General features: G+C 70.5%; 16 protein-coding genes. 7 read left to right on the forward strand and 9 right to left on the reverse strand.

Annotated elements, in window-relative coordinates:
- The first annotated feature begins 286 nt into the window (after positions 1–286).
- On the forward strand, positions 287–1,363 hold the full coding sequence (locus tag CRP56_RS28860) for an SIS domain-containing protein (protein WP_097268857.1): 1,077 nt from the start codon (positions 287–289) through the stop codon (positions 1,361–1,363).
- Between the two features lie 77 nt (positions 1,364–1,440).
- On the opposite strand, the gene CRP56_RS28865 is transcribed toward CRP56_RS28860, so the two are convergent.
- Positions 1,441–2,193, reverse strand: coding sequence for an SDR family oxidoreductase (locus tag CRP56_RS28865; RefSeq protein WP_097268859.1), 753 nt, complete (start codon positions 2,191–2,193; stop codon positions 1,441–1,443).
- Positions 2,194–2,289: 96 nt separating this feature from the next.
- Between CRP56_RS28865 and CRP56_RS28870 the strand changes: the two genes are divergently transcribed.
- Positions 2,290–2,919 carry a TetR/AcrR family transcriptional regulator gene (locus tag CRP56_RS28870; protein WP_097268861.1) on the forward strand — a complete coding sequence of 210 codons (630 nt, stop codon included), beginning with the start codon at positions 2,290–2,292 and terminating at the stop codon, positions 2,917–2,919.
- A gap of 447 nt (positions 2,920–3,366) precedes the next feature.
- The gene (locus CRP56_RS28875) at positions 3,367–4,833 is read left to right on the forward strand and encodes a sensor histidine kinase (protein ID WP_059192407.1); all 1,467 of its coding nucleotides are present in this window, start codon (positions 3,367–3,369) and stop codon (positions 4,831–4,833) included.
- 238 nt (positions 4,834–5,071) lie between these two features.
- Here CRP56_RS28875 and CRP56_RS28880 read toward each other — a convergent pair whose 3' ends face one another.
- Together CRP56_RS28880 and CRP56_RS28885 are read right to left on the reverse strand one after the other, a co-directional pair.
- Positions 5,072–5,329: a WhiB family transcriptional regulator gene (locus CRP56_RS28880; protein WP_006142322.1), complete on the reverse strand. Its 258-nt coding sequence runs from the start codon at positions 5,327–5,329 to the stop codon at positions 5,072–5,074.
- Between the two features lie 319 nt (positions 5,330–5,648).
- The gene (locus CRP56_RS28885; RefSeq protein ID WP_097268863.1) at positions 5,649–6,617 is read right to left on the reverse strand and encodes a diacylglycerol/lipid kinase family protein; all 969 of its coding nucleotides are present in this window, start codon (positions 6,615–6,617) and stop codon (positions 5,649–5,651) included.
- 169 nt (positions 6,618–6,786) lie between these two features.
- On the opposite strand from CRP56_RS28885, the gene CRP56_RS28890 reads away from it, so the two are divergent.
- Positions 6,787–7,239 (forward strand): hypothetical protein, encoded by a 453-nt coding sequence (locus CRP56_RS28890; RefSeq protein ID WP_097268865.1) that lies wholly within the window; start codon positions 6,787–6,789, stop codon positions 7,237–7,239.
- Between the two features lie 79 nt (positions 7,240–7,318).
- Here CRP56_RS28890 and CRP56_RS28895 read toward each other — a convergent pair whose 3' ends face one another.
- The 3 genes from CRP56_RS28895 to CRP56_RS28905 form a co-directional block, all read right to left on the reverse strand.
- Positions 7,319–8,431, reverse strand: coding sequence for an RNA polymerase sigma factor SigF (locus tag CRP56_RS28895; protein ID WP_373559692.1), 1,113 nt, complete (start codon positions 8,429–8,431; stop codon positions 7,319–7,321).
- 17 nt (positions 8,432–8,448) lie between these two features.
- Positions 8,449–8,862, reverse strand: coding sequence for an anti-sigma regulatory factor (locus CRP56_RS28900; protein ID WP_004925829.1), 414 nt, complete (start codon positions 8,860–8,862; stop codon positions 8,449–8,451).
- 283 nt (positions 8,863–9,145) lie between these two features.
- Entirely contained in the window at positions 9,146–9,406 is a 261-nt protein-coding gene (locus CRP56_RS28905; protein WP_079309610.1) for a UBP-type zinc finger domain-containing protein, read from the reverse strand.
- Between the two features lie 88 nt (positions 9,407–9,494).
- Between CRP56_RS28905 and CRP56_RS28910 the strand changes: the two genes are divergently transcribed.
- Positions 9,495–11,090 carry a Na+/H+ antiporter gene (locus CRP56_RS28910; RefSeq protein ID WP_097268869.1) on the forward strand — a complete coding sequence of 532 codons (1,596 nt, stop codon included), beginning with the start codon at positions 9,495–9,497 and terminating at the stop codon, positions 11,088–11,090.
- A 12-nt stretch (positions 11,091–11,102) separates the two neighbouring features.
- On the opposite strand, the gene CRP56_RS28915 is transcribed toward CRP56_RS28910, so the two are convergent.
- Both CRP56_RS28915 and CRP56_RS28920 read right to left on the reverse strand, forming a co-directional pair.
- A complete protein-coding gene (locus CRP56_RS28915) occupies positions 11,103–12,005 on the reverse strand; it encodes a 1-aminocyclopropane-1-carboxylate deaminase/D-cysteine desulfhydrase (RefSeq protein WP_097268871.1) in 903 nt (300 codons plus the stop codon).
- A 68-nt stretch (positions 12,006–12,073) separates the two neighbouring features.
- Positions 12,074–12,664, reverse strand: a complete 591-nt coding sequence (locus tag CRP56_RS28920; protein ID WP_179851150.1) for an N-acetylmuramoyl-L-alanine amidase — start codon at positions 12,662–12,664, stop codon at positions 12,074–12,076.
- Between the two features lie 301 nt (positions 12,665–12,965).
- Here CRP56_RS28920 and CRP56_RS28925 point away from each other — a divergent pair, with 301 nt between their 5' ends.
- Positions 12,966–14,372 carry a family 2B encapsulin nanocompartment shell protein gene (locus tag CRP56_RS28925; RefSeq protein ID WP_097268876.1) on the forward strand — a complete coding sequence of 469 codons (1,407 nt, stop codon included), beginning with the start codon at positions 12,966–12,968 and terminating at the stop codon, positions 14,370–14,372.
- Positions 14,373–14,607: 235 nt separating this feature from the next.
- Positions 14,608–15,225 carry a GNAT family N-acetyltransferase gene (locus CRP56_RS28930; RefSeq protein ID WP_097268878.1) on the forward strand — a complete coding sequence of 206 codons (618 nt, stop codon included), beginning with the start codon at positions 14,608–14,610 and terminating at the stop codon, positions 15,223–15,225.
- 25 nt (positions 15,226–15,250) lie between these two features.
- Here CRP56_RS28930 and CRP56_RS28935 read toward each other — a convergent pair whose 3' ends face one another.
- A complete protein-coding gene (locus CRP56_RS28935) occupies positions 15,251–15,841 on the reverse strand; it encodes a TetR/AcrR family transcriptional regulator (RefSeq protein ID WP_097268881.1) in 591 nt (196 codons plus the stop codon).
- Positions 15,842–15,937: the final 96 nt, after the last annotated feature.

Below are 15,937 nucleotides of genomic sequence, written 5' to 3' on the forward strand. Positions count from 1 at the left end.
GGGCGGGCGGAACCGCCGGTGACAAGGGCGGGAAAGGCTGCCGGAGCTCCCGGTGACGAGGGCGGGAAAGAGCGGCCGGGCCTCCCGGTGACGAGGGCGGGAAAGAGCGGCCGGGCCTCCCGGTGACGAGGGCGGACGCCTCCCCACCAGCCGAACGCCGACCGTGCGTCACGAGGAGGACAGGCACCGTTCCGTCCCGGGGGGTGAAATGGGACTGCCGACGCAGTGCCGGCGTGTTGCAGACTCCTCATGCACCTCCGTACCTCAGGCCCCGGGAGGCCCCGCGATGACCGCCCCGACCCCGCCCCAGGCTCCCCGGAACGACCTCCCCGGCCGGATCATGGCCCGCGAGATGGCCGAGCAGCCCGCCGTACTGCGCCGCATCCTGGAGCAGGGCGCCCCCGGCATCCGGCGGACCGCCCAGGAGATCGCCGCCCGGCGGCCCCGCTTCGTCCTGCTCACCGCCCGCGGCACTTCCGACAACGCCGCGCTCTACGCCAAGTACCTCCTGGAGATCCGCCTAGGCCTGCCCTGCGGCCTCACCTCCATGTCCACGACCACCGCGTACGGCGCCCGGCCCGATCTCACCGACGTCCTCGTCATCACCGTCAGCCAGTCCGGTGGCTCCCCCGACCTCGTGGCCTCGACCCGGGCCGCCCGCGAGGCCGGCGCGATCACCCTCGCCGTCACCAACAACCCCGACTCCCCACTGGCCGGCGTCTCCGAGTACCACCTCGACATCATGGCCGGACCGGAGAAGGCCCTCCCCGCGACCAAGACCTACACCGCCTCCCTCCTCGCGCTCTATCTCTTCGTCGAGGGACTGCGCGGCGGCGACGGCGCCCCCGCCAAGGCCCTGCCCGACCTTGCCGAACAACTCCTCGCCCGCCAAGGGGAGATCCGCGCCCTCGCCTCCCGCTACCGCTTCGCCGAGCGCATGGTCATCACCTCGCGCGGCTACGGCTATCCCACCGCCAAGGAGGCCGCCCTCAAGCTGATGGAGACCAGCTACATCCCCGCCCTCTCGTACTCCGGCGCCGACCTGCTGCACGGCCCCCTCGCCATGGTCGACAACGTCTCCCCGGTCATCGCGGTCGTCACCGACGGCAAGGGCGGCGAGGCACTCCAGCCGGTCCTCGACCGGCTCCGGGGACGCGGCGCCGACCTGGTCGTCATCGGACCCCGCGGCCAGGTCGAGCAGGCCTCGGCCGGCTTCGTCCTGCCGACCGAGGGCGTCGCGGAGGAACTCCAGCCCGTCCTGGAGATCATCCCGCTGCAACTGCTCGCCTACGAGGTCACCATCGCCCGCGGACAGGACCCGGACGCGCCCCGCGCGCTGGCGAAGGTGACGGAGACGCGGTGAACGAAGGTCAGGGTGAGGCGCCGAACGCGGGTTGAGCGACGCCGGCGACAGGGGCTCGACCCCAGCCTGCTCCAGGCCTAGGTCAGCGATCCTCCCGTCGCGTCCACCCAGCTCCCCGTGACCCACCGGCCCGCGTCCGAGGCCAGGAACGACACCACATCCGCCACGTCCGCGGTCTCGCCCACCCTTCCCAGCGCCGAGTACGCCGCCGCCTGCGCCCACGCCTCCTCGCTCGCGTGCAGGAACTCATACGTGTTGTCGGTCGCGATGATGCCCGGGGCCACCGAGTTCACCGTGATGTTCCGGGGGCCCAGCACCTTGGACAGGTCCCGGGAGAAGACGTCCAGCGCGCCCTTCGTCATCGCGTACGCCATGTTGTGCGGCATGGCGGCCGTGCGGGCCAGGCCCGAGGAGATGTTGATGACGCGGCCGCCGTCCCGCAGGCGGGCCAGGCCGTGCCGGACGATGAAGAACGGCGCCTTCACATTGACGGCGAAGACACGGTCGTACTCCGGCTCGTCTATCTCCTCGATCGGCCGGGACACCCCTATCCCCGCGTTGTTCACCAGGATGTCCAGTCCGTCCGCCTGGCGGTCGAACTCCTCCCACAACGCCTCGGCGTCCCCGGGCAGCCCCAGCTCCACCCCGATCGCGAAGGCCGAGCCGCCCGCCGCCTCGATCGCGGCGACCGTCTCCTTCGCCGCCGCCTCGCTCCTGCCGTAGTGCACGGCCACCCGCGCCCCGTCCCGGCCCAGCCGCTCGGCGATCCCCCGCCCGATGCCCCTGCTCGCCCCCGTCACGAGAGCCGTCCTGCCCGCAAGCACGCCCATGTCGGCGCCCCCTTCGCATTTCCCTAGTGGTCGCTACAGAAAGACCGTACAACAGCCCGCCGCCATTTCTCTAGCAGGCCCTATAGAATTCACTCCATGGAGCGCACCGAGGAGAAGAATCCGCAGGTCAAGCAGGCCAAGACCCGTGGCCGCCCCCGCTCCTTCGACCGTGCCACCGCCCTGGAGAAGGCGATCCTCGCCTTCTGGGAGCACGGCTACGAGGCCACCTCCGTCTCCGACCTCACCCGGGTCATGGGCATCGGCGCCCCGAGCCTGTACGCCGCGTTCGGTGACAAGCGGGCCCTGTTCGAGGAGGTCGTCCTCGAGTACGGCAGGCGCTACGGCTCCTTCGGCGAGCGTGCGCTCGCCGAGGAACCCACCGCCCGGGCCGCCGTCGAGCGGATGCTGCGGGAGGCGGCCCACGAGTACACCGCCCCGGGCCGCCCGCACGGCTGCCTCGTCATCCACGCGGCCACCAACTGCAGCAGCGCAGAGGTGGAGGAGTCCCTGCGTGACCGGCGCAACGCCAACATCGCCGCCTTCGAGAGCCGTATCAAGGCGGACATCGCCGCGGGGGAGCTGCCGGCGGACACCGACGCCGCGGCGCTCGCCCGGCACGCGGGGGCGATGATCCAGGGCATGTCGCAACAGGCGCGGGATGGGGCGAGCCGGGAGGAGCTGGAGGCGCTCGCGGAAATTGCCATGGCCATCTGGCCCCGCACATGAACCCACACGGGTTAGGCTGCGTGGTGGATGCTAGGGCGTCCCATTAGTTCTCCAGTACGGGTCGAGGAGTTCGCGGGACCCTCGGAGAACTGACAACAACAAACAGCCTCCAACGCATGGACACACCGAGTGGTCTAGTCCACAATGCGTAAGGAGAGTTGACAACAGAACACGCAGACTTCCGCCCTCCCCGCACAGGAAGGCGGACCGAGGAACCGGTGCTCTCTGCCCTGACTGCCCCGGATCCTCATCCTTCGGCCGTCCGGGACCGCACACCCCGTGGCCGATATTGCTCCGGGCTGCGGTGCCGAGAGGGTTGAGGGTCCCTCTCAGGCGCCGCGGCCCGCGGGTGTTTTTCGGGGCCTGCGCCCTGTCCGGGCCCGGGGCCAGGTCGGCTGATTTCCGGCCTTGTCCGTACCGCCAGGTACGCTCGCACCCGTGCCCTCCATGAACGAACTGGTCCGCCAGCACACCGCCCTCGACGACTCCGACCTCGAGTGGCTCCATCTGCTGGTCTCGGAGTGGCAGCTGCTCTCCGACCTCTCCTTCGCCGACCTCGTCCTGTGGGTCCCCACGCGCGACGGCGCCCGCTATGTCTCGGTGGCCCAGATGCGGCCCAACACCGGCCCCACCTCCTACCAGGACGACATGGTCGGCCACCTCGTCCCGCGCGGCCGTCGCCCCCTCCTCGACGCCGCCCTCGACGAGGGCCGGATCGTGCGCGAGGGCGACCCGGAGTGGCGCGAGGAGGTCCCGGTGCGGGTCGAGTCGATCCCCGTACGACGGGACGGCCGCGTCCTCGGCGTCATCGCGCGCAACACCAACCTGCTCACCGTGCGCACCCCGAGCCGCCTCGAACTGACCTACCTCCAGAGCGCCTCGGACCTCGCCCAGATGATCGCGGCCGGCGCCTTCCCGTTCGCGAACCAGCAGATGGACATGGACGCCGCCCCGCGCGTCGGCGACGGCCTGATCCGTCTCGACGCGGACGGCATCGTCCAGTACGCCTCGCCGAACGCGCTGTCCGCGTACCACCGCCTCGGTCTCGCCTCCGACCTCGTCGGCCACCACCTCGGCAAGACCACCGCCGAACTCGCCCCGACCCGCGGCCCGGTGGACGAGGCGCTCGCCAAGGTCGCCAGCGGCTGGGCGCCGCGCGAGTTCGAGATCGAGTCCGGCGACGGGGTCATCCAGTTCAGGGCCATCCCGCTCAAGCCCAAGGGCACCCGCATCGGTTCCCTGGTCCTGCTCCGGGACGTCACCGAACTGCGGCGCCGCGAGCGCGAGTTGATCACCAAGGACGCCACCATCCGGGAGATCCACCACCGGGTGAAGAACAACCTCCAGACGGTCGCCGCCCTCCTGCGCCTCCAGGCCCGCCGCATCGACTCCGACCGCGGCCGCGAGGCGCTCGAAGAGGCGGTGCGCCGGGTCGGGTCGATCGCGATCGTGCACGAGACGCTGTCCCAGAACCTGGACGAGCGCGTGGAGTTCGACGAGATCGCCGACCGGGTCCTCGCGATGGTCGCCGAGATCTCGCCGGGCAAGGTGACCGGCCGGCGCACCGGACGCTTCGGCATCCTCGACGCCGAGGTCGCCACCCCGCTGTCGATGGTGCTCACCGAGATTCTGCAGAACGCCCTGGAGCATGGCTTCCGCGAAGGGGACACCGGCACGGTCGAGGTCTCGGCGGTCCGCGGCGGTACGACGAAGGAGGCCCGCCTGCTCGTCACGGTCCAGGACGACGGGGTCGGCCTGCCCGAGGGCTTCGACCCGCACACCGCGGGCAACCTCGGCCTGCAGATCGTACGGACGCTGGTGGAGGGGGAGTTGGGCGGCACGTTCGACATGGTCCCGGCTCCGGAGGGCGGCACCCGCGTCATCCTCGACGTCCCGGTGCGCGCCAACAAGTAAGACGCACGCCGTCAAGCAAGACCCACGCCGCAGAATAAGACGCACGCCGCCAAGTAAGTCTCAAGCGCCCCCTGTTCAGAAATCGAGCACAGCAAGAAGCCCCGGACCAGAAGTGGTCCGGGGCTCGAATGCTCGTTGCCAGCTTGTGCTGCGCACCGGGGGTACTGCGCGCTGCGGCTCGGGGGCGGGAGATGCGTACTCGCTGTACGCGCCGCCAAGCTCAGGCGGGGTGGGTGTGTCAGGCAGAAGCCTGACGGGCCCGGTTGCGGGCGGCGCGGCGCTTCATCGCACGACGCTCGTCCTCGCTGAGACCACCCCAGACGCCGGAGTCCTGACCGGACTCGAGCGCCCACTGCAGACACTGATCCATAACGGGGCAGCGACGGCAGACGGCCTTGGCTTCCTCGATCTGCAGCAGCGCAGGACCGGTGTTGCCGATGGGGAAGAAGAGCTCGGGGTCTTCCTCGCGGCAAACGGCGTTGTGACGCCAGTCCATGGCTGCTACCTCTCCTTGGTATTACGTGCAGGTTGCTTGTGAATGTGAACGCTTTCACGAATCCCTCAACAAGTGAAGGGCCGACCGTCAGGTTTCCCTGGCGAGGTCCTGTGAGTTGAAGAGGGGTTCCGGTGATCTGTGGAGCCGGTGTTGCGGGCTGTCCCGATCGCCACGTAGAGACTCGCAAACCTCAGCGGCGGATACAACCCCTTCCGGAAAGTTTTTTTTGATTCCTCGGTGTCGACTAGGTCACAGCCGTACTTCCATGGGGTGGATGCTGGCCTAAACGTTCGAGTGAAAGGACTTCAGCCCTTTCTGCTCACACAATCACACGCAGTGCACGGCGTACGCCTGTGAACGTCACGCTCGTACGCAGCCCGAGGTGGTCGCCGTCCATCTGAAGGGGGAGAGGCACCTTCGAATGCAAGGTGAACTGGTCCAGGTCGTGCAGGGACACCGCATGCTTGCCATGGGGTCCACGCTCGGGGGACGAAGTGAGCAACTGAGTGCCATACCGGGCAATCGACGCCGTCGTCATACGGCTGAGGCCGAGTACGTCGAGTCCCTTATCGAACGACGCCTTAGGCGATGCGTACATCGGGTGATTGCCCAGGAACGTCCACGGAGACGTGTTCGAGACTATGGAGAGGACCAGATCGGTCACCGGCTCCGCGTCCGGGCGCTCCAGCGTGATGGTCCCGTGCCGGCGATGGGCCTCGCCGAAGAACTGGCGCAGGGCCTGGCGGACGTAGAGCGCGTGCGTCGACTTTCTGCCGCGCTCGCGCTGCTGCTCGACCCGGCCGACGACGCCGGCGTCGAAGCCCAGGCCCGCGTTGAAGGTGAACCAGCGGCCCGGGACGGCCTCGTCCTCGGTGCCGGGTGTGCCGGAGGTCAGTCCGAGTCCGACCATGCGCTCGCTGCCCTCGCGCAGGGCGTCCAGCAGGGCGCCGGTCGCCTCCACGGCGTCGTTGGGCAGGCCGAGCGCGCGGGCGAAGACGTTGGTGGAACCGCCGGGGACCACGGCGAGGCCGGGGAGGTGCTCGGGGTCCGGGCCGGCGTGCAGCAGGCCGTTCACGACCTCGTTGACCGTGCCGTCGCCGCCCAGGGCCACGACCAGGTCGATGTCCTCGCTCTCCGCCGCCTGCCGTCCGAGGTCGCGGGCGTGGCCGCGGTACTCGGTGGTGACCGCCTCGAGTTTCATCTCGCTCGCGAGCGCGTGGATCAGGACATCGCGCGTACGTGCGCTTGTGGTGGTTGCCGCCGGATTGACCACGAGAAGTGCACGCATGAGTTGCAGCGTACCTACTGGGTGGTACCGGGCACAGGCCGAGGTAGGGATCACGTAAGACTTCGGCGCGTGAATCTTGCCACGGGCGGGCCGGGCAACCCTTGCGAGCGGCCGTGCGTTGCCCCCGCCTGGCCCAGGGAGCCGAAGGGGCGACGGATACCCTTCAGGAGTGACCAGTGAGCAGACGCCAGCCCCCGAGGAAACCGCCGGCCCGCGCCCGCGGCGCCTGACCTACGCCGCCGCCCTGGCCGCGCTGGAGGGGCTCGCCCTCGTCGTCGGCGGAGTGTGGATGCTCGTCGAGGGACTCGCGGGCGACCCGGACGACCGGCAGACCGCCGTCACCGGCGGCATCACGCTCGTGGTCCTCGCCCTGCTGCCGCTGCTCGCCGCGCGCGGGCTGCTCTTGCGGCGCGGCTGGAGCCGGGGGCCCGCCGTCATCACGCAGATCCTGGCGCTGCCCGTGGCCTACAACCTGCTCCAGGCGGACAGCGTGGCGATCCCGGCGGGCATCGCGCTCGCGGTCGTCGCGGTGGCCGCGCTGGTCCTCCTGGTCAACCCGGCGACGACCCAGGCCCTCGGGATCAAGGGGCCGGGCCGCGCGCAGGACGACGGGGAGCGGTAGGGCGGTCGTACGCGGTAGGCGGCCGTACGGCGCCGTCATCTCCGTAAGCCCGAAGCAGGACCGCCCGCCGAGCGAACCGTCACTCCTCCACGAGGAGCTTCTCCCGCAGCTGGGCCAGCGTGCGGGCCAGCAGGCGGGAGACGTGCATCTGGGAGATGCCGACCTCCTGCGCGATCTGCGACTGGGTCATGTTGCCGAAGAACCTCAGCAGCAGGATGCGCTTCTCGCGCGGCGGGAGGTCTTCGAGCAGCGGCTTCAACGATTCCCGGTACTCGACGCCCTCCAGCGCCTCGTCCTCGGCGCCGAGGGTGTCGGCGACCGCCGGGGACTCGTCGTCGGTGTCGGGGACGTCCAGGGACAGCGTGGAGTACGCGTTGGCGGACTCCAGGCCCTCCAGGACCTCCTCCTCCGAGATGGCCAGCTTCTCAGCCAGCTCGTGCACGGTCGGGGAGCGGCCGTGCTGCTGGGAGAGCTCGGCGGTGGCCGTCGTCAGGGCCAGCCGCAGCTCCTGCAGCCGGCGCGGGACGCGGACCGCCCAGCCCTTGTCGCGGAAGTGCCGCTTGATCTCGCCGACGACCGTCGGGGTCGCGTACGTCGAGAACTCGACGCCGCGCTCCGGGTCGAAGCGGTCGACCGACTTGATCAGGCCGATGGTGGCGACCTGCGTGAGGTCGTCCAGCGGCTCGCCGCGGTTGCGGAAGCGGCGCGCGAGGTGCTCGACCAGCGGCAGGTGCATACGGACCAGCTTGTTGCGCAGGTCCGCGTACTCCGGGCTGCCGTCCTTCAGCTTGCGCAGCTCGATGAACATCGCGCGCGCTCCGCTGCGGTCCTGAGGGTCGTGCTGCGCGGCGTGTCCGCTCTGGCCGCTCTGCTCACCCTGCTGATCGTCTCGCTCGTGCTCGCTCATCGTCCTGCCCGTCGCCCTTCCCCGAGCCCTCGTCTCCGCTCGGACAGGGGACACCCCGATCCGTCCGTCCGGAGACGTGCTCCGCACGGCACCTTCCTCGTCCCGCTGCCCGTCGTCCAGGAAGCCGGCCACCGGGGAGTCGTCCTCCGGATGCGGCCGGGCCTGTTCGGGGATGCCGGCGACACCGGCCGCATCGACAGCGCCGTCGATGGAATCCCCCGAGTGTCGGGACCCGCCTGTGCCCTCGGCCGGCAGCTCCCGTGTGCCGCGCTCTTCGTCACGCACCGGCCCGTCCCCTGTCCTCACGCCGGCCCGGGTCCCGCGCCGCGCTGTTTGTAGAGGCTGATCGAAACGGTTTTGTCCTCGTCCACGGCGGAGGAGACCTTGCCCGCGAGCGCGGACAGGACGGTCCAGGCGAAGGTGTCCCGCGAAGGGGCATGACCGTCCGTGGTCGGCGCCGAGACGGTGACCTCGAGTGAGTCGTCGACGAGGCGGAAGACGCAACTGAGCACCGAGCCGGGCACGGCCTGCTGGAGCAGGATCGCGCAGGCCTCGTCCACCGCGATGCGCAGGTCCTCGATCTCGTCGAGGGTGAAGTCCAAACGGGCCGCGAGACCGGCAGTCGCCGTACGCAGCACCGACAGGTAGGCACCCGCAGCCGGCAGCCGGACTTCCACGAAGTCCTGGGTCGCGGGCTCGCCTGCGATCTGGGACACCCTCACCTCCAAGGTGGTACAAGCATTTCGGGGCCGAGGGTCGCCCCCCGGGGTAACGCGAAGTGTGGTTCAGCGGTGACGCTATCGCGCTCTTGACTTTCCTGTCCCCGGGACCCCGACCCCTTGCCGTTACTCACAGTAAAACTGTGGACACGCTCCGTGTCTAGAGGTCTGCGGCTCCAATTGAGAAGAACGCGCGCCGGGTTGACGTACCCAGACGTCAGACCGTCGAACCGTCCGGAAACGGAGTCTGCTGCGGCCCTGGTCGGCGGTCCGGGCGCGGTCACACCAGGACGTGGTCCTCGAAGCACCAGCGCCAGTCCTCGCCCGGCTCGAATGTGCGCATGATCGGGTGCCCGGACTCCTTGTAGTGCGTGGTGGCGTGTCTGCCGGGCGACGAGTCGCAGCAGCCGACATGACCGCAGGTGAGGCAGAGCCGCAGTTGCACCGGGTGGGTACCGTCGCGCAGGCACTCGGGACAGGTGTCGTCGAGCGGCGCGGGTTCCGGGTGCGGCAGCGCGTCGGCGTGCGTGCACTGTTTCATGATTGCCAGGTTACGACGGGTGTGCGGACGGCCGCGCGGAAAATCGACGGCGGGGCGGGACGACGATGGACGAGGGCGGGCGAGGGCCATGGACGTGATGCCACTGCTGTTGCTGGTGGCGGGCAGTGCGGCGATCGCCGCGGCGGCCCGGCGCACCCCGGTGCCGGCACCGCTGCTGCTGGTCGCCGCCGGGCTGGTGTTCTCGTACGTCCCAGGGGTCCCCGAGTACACGCTCGACCCGGAGGTCGTGCTGCCCCTGGTCCTGCCGCCGCTGCTGCACACGGCGGCCACCGACAGCTCGTACCTCGACCTGCGGGCACAGGTGCGGCCGGTGGCGTTGCTGTCCGTCGGGTACGTGCTCTTCGCGACCCTCGTGGTCGGCTGGGCCGCCTACCGGATCGTGCCGGGCCTGTCGCTGACCGGGGCGCTGGTGCTGGGCGCGGTGGTGGCGCCGCCGGACGCGGTCGCGGCGACGGCGGTGGCCCGCCGGGTCGGTCTGCCCTCCCGGATCACCACGATCCTGCAGGGCGAGTCCCTGGTGAACGACGCGACCGCGATCACCGCCTACCGGGTCGCCCTCGCGGCGGCGGTCGGCGAGGGCGCGTCCTGGGCGGGCGGCATCGGCGAGTTCCTGCTCGCGGCGATCGGCGGGGTGACGGTCGGCCTGGTCCTCATGGTGCCGATCCACTGGCTGCGCACCCACCTCAAGGAGCCCCTCCTCCAGAACACCCTCTCCCTCCTGATCCCCTTCGTCGCGTACGCGGCCGCCGAGCAGTTCCACGCCTCCGGTGTGCTCGCGGTCGTCGTGGTGGCGCTCTTCCTCGGACACCGCGCGTGGGAGGTCGACTTCGCGACGCGCCTCCAGGAGGACGCCGTGTGGAAAATGGTTGCCTTCGTCCTCGAATCGTCGGTGTTCGCGCTGATCGGACTCCAGCTGCCGGTCGTCCTCAAGGACCTTGGGGAGTACGAGGGGGTCGACGCCGCCTGGTACGCGCTCGCCGTCTTCCTCGTGGTGGTCGCCTCCCGGTTCATCTGGGTGTATCCGGCGACGTTCCTCCCGCGCGTACTGTCCGCGCGGATCAGGGAACGCGAGGAGAACCCCACCTGGAAGGCCCCGTTCGTGATCGCCTGGGCCGGCATGCGCGGGGTGGTCTCGCTTGCCATCGCCTTCTCCATCCCCGAGCACCTGGACGGCGGCGAGCCCTTTCCCGGCCGCAACCTGATCCTGTTCCTCACCTTCACGACCGTCATCGGCACGCTCGTCGTCCAGGGCGTCACCCTGCCCCCGCTCATCCGCTTCCTCAAGCTCCCCGGCCGGGACGCCCAGGCCGAGACCCTCGCCGAGGCCAACGCCCAGGCGCAGGCCTCCCGGGCCGCCGAACGCCGCCTGGACGAGCTCCTGTCCGACGAACGCAACTCCCTCCCGCCCCCGCTCGCCGACCGTCTCCGCACCGTCCTGGAACGCCGCCGCAACGCCGTCTGGGAACGCCTCGGCGCGGTCAATCCGGTGACCGGCGAAACCGTCGACGACACCTACCGCAGGCTGTCCCGGGAGATGATCAGCGCCGAACGCACGGTCTTCGTCAAGCTCAGGGACGGCCGCTACATCGACGACGAGATGCTGCGGACGCTGCTGCGACGGCTGGACCTGGAGGAGGCGGCGGCCTACCGGGAGGCGGAGTGAGGACTTCCGCGGTCATCCCGGGAACGGGGCCCCGGTGATCACCGCGGCCACCCTGGTGCCGGCCGGGAAGGCCCCTTCCCCGACCAGGGTGACAAGTCCGTAGAGCAACTTGGCGACATAGAGACGTTCGACGGCCACCCCGTGCCGCTTCTCGAAGTCCTCGGCGAAGGTGTCGAGTTCGGGTGTCGTCCGGGCGTAACCCCCGAAATGGAAGCGGTCGTCGAGCCACCAGTCGCCCTGCCGTGCGCCGAAGGCCGCCTCCTGGAGGGCCTCTATCTCGGCGTTCAGGAAGCCTCCTTTGAGCACGGGTATCCCCAACGCCCGCTGCTCCGGCCCCAGTCCCGCCGCCAGCCCCGCGAAGGTGCCCCCGGTGCCGCACGCCGTCGCGACCACGTCCGCCCGGCCCCGCAGCTCCTCGCCGAGCGCGCGGCAGCCTCGTACCGCGAGGGCGTTGCTGCCGCCCTCCGGTACGACGTACGCGTCCTGCGCTCCCGCCGCCCGCAGGATCGCGCCGAGCACCGGCGGCTCGGCCTTGCGGCGGTACGTCGGCCTGTCCACGAAGTGCAGGCGCATGCCGTCGGCCACACAGCGGGCCAGGGACGGGTTCAGGGGGCGGTCCGCGAGTTCCTCGCCGCGCACCACCCCCACCGTCGGGAGACTCAGCAGGCGCCCGGCGGCGGCCGTGGCGCGGAGGTGGTTGGAGTAGGCGCCGCCGAAGGTGAGGATCGGGCGGCCGGCCGCGGCGGCGAGGTTCGGGGCCAGTTTGCGCCACTTGTTGCCGACCAGGTCGGGGTGGATCAGGTCGTCGCGCTTGAGGAACAGGTGGACGCCGCGGCGGGCCCAGCGGTCGTCCTCGACCTCCTGCAACGGCGACGGGAGTCGGGGGCGCAGGGAGGCTGGGTCGAGGCTGGTCACGCCCCCATTGTCACGTGAGGCGGACTCGGACGCGCATGGTCACGTGGGGCGGTCCCGGACGCGCATGGTCACTTGAGGCGGTCCCGGACGCGCTCCCGCATCGACGCCATGGTGAAGCCGCGCGGGTCCACCTTGCCCGGCTGCCACTCCAGGTGGCCGATCACCGACCGTTCCGTCCAGCCGTGACGGCGGCAGATCGCGGCGGCCACGCGCTCGATCGCCGCCAGCTGGGCCTCCGGCCACGGGTCGTGACCGTCGCCGAGGTTCTCGCACTCGAAGCCGTAGAAGTGGCGGTTGCCGTCGGTGTTCGCCTCGTTGTCGTGCGGGAGGGCCTTCTCGGCGATCACCGCCCGCAGGACGTCGTCGTCGCCGAGGCCCGCGTGGTTGGCGCGGCCGTAACCGACCAGGTGGACGCGGCCGTCCTTGGTGATGACACCGTGGCAGAGCGGGCCCGGCAGGTCCTCGTAGCCGTCCCGGCAGAGTTCGACCGTGCGCGCGCTGCCCTTGGTGACCGTGTGGTGGATCATCACGCCGTGCACCGGGCCCCAGGGACCCTTGTGATTGCGGTTGTGGTGTCTCCAGTCGCCGACCTCGACGACCGTGACGCCCTCGTCCTTCAGGGCGTCCAGGAAAGCCGCCGCGGACATGGGTGGGGCCATGCCGCCTCCTTCGCGTGCGCGCCGACGGCCGCCTCTCGCGGCCGCCTCGTAACCGTGCTTGTACCGAAAGCCGACCCCCCGGACTACTCGTTCGTACGGCGTGCGAGCCGTTTCGGACAAAGGGCGGACGGGTGGCCGGGAGGCACGCGTGTACGAGGGCGCGATCCATGCCCAGCAATCGAAAGATCCATTCCCGCTCTTTCGGGTAATAGCACGAGCACGGTCCGTGAGGAAGGCTTGCGCGTACAGATGCCCCGGCGCAGACCGGCGCCCGGGCATGTCTCGGGAGGGCGTTTCACATATGTCGGTAGGCGAAGAGGTCCGTTCGGAGCAGGGCCGTCCGCAGCAGAGTCTCGGCACGGCAGCCGCGCGGAACCTGGCCACCACGACCAAGTCCGCACCCCAGATGCAGGAGATCAGCTCGCGCTGGCTGCTGCGCACACTGCCGTGGGTGAACGTCCAGGGTGGTACGTACCGCGTCAACCGCCGACTGACCTACGCCGTGGGGGACGGCCGGGTCACCTTCGTCAAGACGGGGGACCGCGTCGAGGTCATCCCGGCGGAGCTGGGCGAACTGCCGGCGCTCAGGTCCTACGAGGACGAGGAGGTGCTCACCGAGCTGGCCCGCCGCTGCCAGCAGCGCGAGTTCGCGCCCGGTGACGTGATCACCTCCTTCGGCAGCCAGGCCGACGAGGTCTATCTGCTGGCGCACGGCAAGGTGGAGAAGATCGGCACGGGCCCGTACGGCGACGACGCCGTGCTCGGAGTCCTCGCCGACGGCGCCTACTTCGGCGACCAGGCGCTGCTCGACCCCGACGCCATCTGGGAGTTCACCGCCCGCGCGGTCACCGCTTGCACGGTCCTCGTCCTCCCGAGGAACGACGTCGAGCAGGTCGCCGAGCGCACCGACACCCTGCGCGACCACCTTGAGGCGCAGCGCTCGATCCCCGAGCAGAGCACCAACAAGTACGGCGAGAAGGAGATCGCGCTCGCGGCGGGCCACAGCGGCGAGCCCGACATCCCGCACACCTTCGTCGACTACGAGGCCCGGCCGCGCGAGTACGAACTGAGCGTCGCCCAGACCGTCCTGCGCATCCACTCCCGCGTCGCCGACCTCTACAACCAGCCGATGAACCAGACCGAGCACCAGCTCCGGCTGACCGTCGAGGCGCTGAAGGAGCGCCAGGAGCACGAGCTCGTCAACAACCGCGAGTTCGGACTGCTCCACAACTGCGAGTACGACCAGCGGCTCCAGCCGCACGACGGGGTGCCCAGCCCCGACGACCTGGACGAACTGCTCAGCCGCCGGCGCGGCACCAAGCTGCTGCTCGCCCATCCGCGCGCGATCTCCGCGATCGGGCGTGAGTTCAACAAGCGCGGGCTCGTCCCCGAGACCATCGACGTGGCCGGCAACCGCATCCCGACCTGGCGCGGGGTGCCGATCTACCCGTGCAACAAGATCCCGGTCACCGAGGCCCGTACGACCTCGATCATCGCCATGCGTACCGGTGAGGCCGAGCAGGGTGTCATCGGGCTCCAGCAGACCGGCATCCCGGACGAGATCGAGCCGAGCCTGTCCGTCAGGTTCATGGGCATCAACGAACAGGCGATCATCAAGTACCTCGTGACCGCCTACTACTCCGCGGCGGTCCTCGTGCCGGACGCGCTCGGCGTCCTGGAGAACGTCGAGATCGGCCGCTGGCGGTGACCCCTGCCCCAGCAGACTCAGACCCAGTCCCCGGAACCCCCGGTCCGCGCGGCTCCTGACCCCGCGCGACCCCGGGAGCTCCGGTCGGGCGGGTCCCGCACCTCCCCACGGCGTGCGGGCCCCGCCCCTTCGCCCCATGGCCCCCGGCGCACTGCCCCTTCGGCACCCCGTCGCACCGCCCCCTATAGAGTCAACAGCCGGACGATCACGGCCAGTTGCAGACAAGGGGCGGACCATGGGTGTGGCGATACGGACGGCGGACGAGAGCGACCGCGATCTGGTCGTACGGCTGCTGGACACGGCCTTCCAGGACGACCCCGTCAGCCGTTGGATCTTCCCGGAGGACGAATACCGCCGAACCACCCACCACAAGCTCATGGCCGCCTTCACCGACATCGTGCTGGCCGACGGCCGCATCGACCTCACCGAGGACGGCACGGCCTGCGCACTGTGGCTGCCGACGCCGGCCGAGGAGCACGGCGAGGACGGGGGTGACGGGGACGGCGAGGGTGACGACGGCCCGGCCCAGATGCGCGCGAGCATCGACCCCGCCAACGAGCGGATCGAACTGGTCGCCCGGCTCACGGAGGGCGTCCACCCGGCCGGCCGCGCCCACGAGTACCTCTGGATGATCGGCGTCAGCCCCGACCACCAGGGCGAGGGCCTCGGCACCGCCCTCATCGGCTCGGTCCTCGACCGCTGCGACCGCGAGGGGCTGCCCGCCTATCTGGAGGCCAGCAGCGCCCGCAGCCGGATCCTCTACGAACGCCTCGGCTTCACCCTCCTGGACCGCCCGCTCGACCTCCCCGACGGCCCGCAGATGTGGCCGATGTGGCGCGAGCCACGCCCCTGACCCACCCTTACCGCTGCCCCCGCGCCTACCCCTCCGGCACCACCATCGCCACGACCCGCTCCACCAGCCCCTCCGGCACCCCCACCCCCGGCAGCACCCCGTCCAGCACCCCCGGCAGCGTCAGGTGCTCCAGGATCAGCCCGAGCATGGCGAGATACAGCACGACGACCGTCTCGTCACCGCCGGGCAGCCCGGCGTCCCGGTGGAACTCCATGCCCTGCTCCAGGTCGCCGCGCACCGACTTGGTGTACGACTCCCGGAGCTCGGGGCGGCGGGTGGCCTCCAGGCGCATCTCCAGCAGGGCGAGATAGCCGGTGCGGTCTGCGGTCGCGCGGGCGATCAGGTCGTGCATGAACGCCGTGACCAGCGCCCGGTCCTTCGGTCTCGCCAGCAGCCCGGCGAGCTTCTCGGGGTCGGGCGCCAGCCGCGCATGCAGCCGGGCGTCGATCTGCCGCAGCAGGTCGTCGCGCCCGGTGAAGTAGTTGGAGGCGGTCCCCACCGGCACCCCGGCCTCGGCGTCCACCGCGCGGAACGTCAGCCCCCGCGCCCCCTCCCGCGCGAGCACCTCGACCCCGGCGTCGACCAGCGCCGCCCGCCGCTGCGGATTGACGGCCATATGGAATCCCCTCTCCCACTTCCGGCCACTCCCGGAAAACCCTTGCAACCACTACAAGTGAAGTACTACAACTGACGTGGTTCGGAAAGCAGAACG

This window comes from Streptomyces sp. TLI_55 (genome assembly GCF_900206255.1).
GTDB lineage: Bacteria > Actinomycetota > Actinomycetes > Streptomycetales > Streptomycetaceae > Streptomyces > Streptomyces aquilus.

What these genes read in the sequence shown, in the direction of transcription:
- CRP56_RS28860 (WP_097268857.1), top strand. Translation starts at nt 287, where the DNA reads ATGACCGCCCCGACCCCGCCCCAGGCTCCCCGGAACGACCTCCCCGGC.
- CRP56_RS28865 (WP_097268859.1), bottom strand. Translation starts at nt 2,193, where the DNA reads ATGGGCGTGCTTGCGGGCAGGACGGCTCTCGTGACGGGGGCGAGCAGG.
- CRP56_RS28870 (WP_097268861.1), top strand. Translation starts at nt 2,290, where the DNA reads ATGGAGCGCACCGAGGAGAAGAATCCGCAGGTCAAGCAGGCCAAGACC.
- CRP56_RS28875 (WP_059192407.1), top strand. Translation starts at nt 3,367, where the DNA reads ATGAACGAACTGGTCCGCCAGCACACCGCCCTCGACGACTCCGACCTC.
- CRP56_RS28880 (WP_006142322.1), bottom strand. Translation starts at nt 5,329, where the DNA reads ATGGACTGGCGTCACAACGCCGTTTGCCGCGAGGAAGACCCCGAGCTC.
- CRP56_RS28885 (WP_097268863.1), bottom strand. Translation starts at nt 6,617, where the DNA reads ATGCGTGCACTTCTCGTGGTCAATCCGGCGGCAACCACCACAAGCGCA.
- CRP56_RS28905 (WP_079309610.1), bottom strand. Translation starts at nt 9,406, where the DNA reads ATGAAACAGTGCACGCACGCCGACGCGCTGCCGCACCCGGAACCCGCG.
- CRP56_RS28910 (WP_097268869.1), top strand. Translation starts at nt 9,495, where the DNA reads ATGGACGTGATGCCACTGCTGTTGCTGGTGGCGGGCAGTGCGGCGATC.
- CRP56_RS28920 (WP_179851150.1), bottom strand. Translation starts at nt 12,664, where the DNA reads ATGGCCCCACCCATGTCCGCGGCGGCTTTCCTGGACGCCCTGAAGGAC.
- CRP56_RS28925 (WP_097268876.1), top strand. Translation starts at nt 12,966, where the DNA reads ATGTCGGTAGGCGAAGAGGTCCGTTCGGAGCAGGGCCGTCCGCAGCAG.
- CRP56_RS28930 (WP_097268878.1), top strand. Translation starts at nt 14,608, where the DNA reads ATGGGTGTGGCGATACGGACGGCGGACGAGAGCGACCGCGATCTGGTC.
- CRP56_RS28935 (WP_097268881.1), bottom strand. Translation starts at nt 15,841, where the DNA reads ATGGCCGTCAATCCGCAGCGGCGGGCGGCGCTGGTCGACGCCGGGGTC.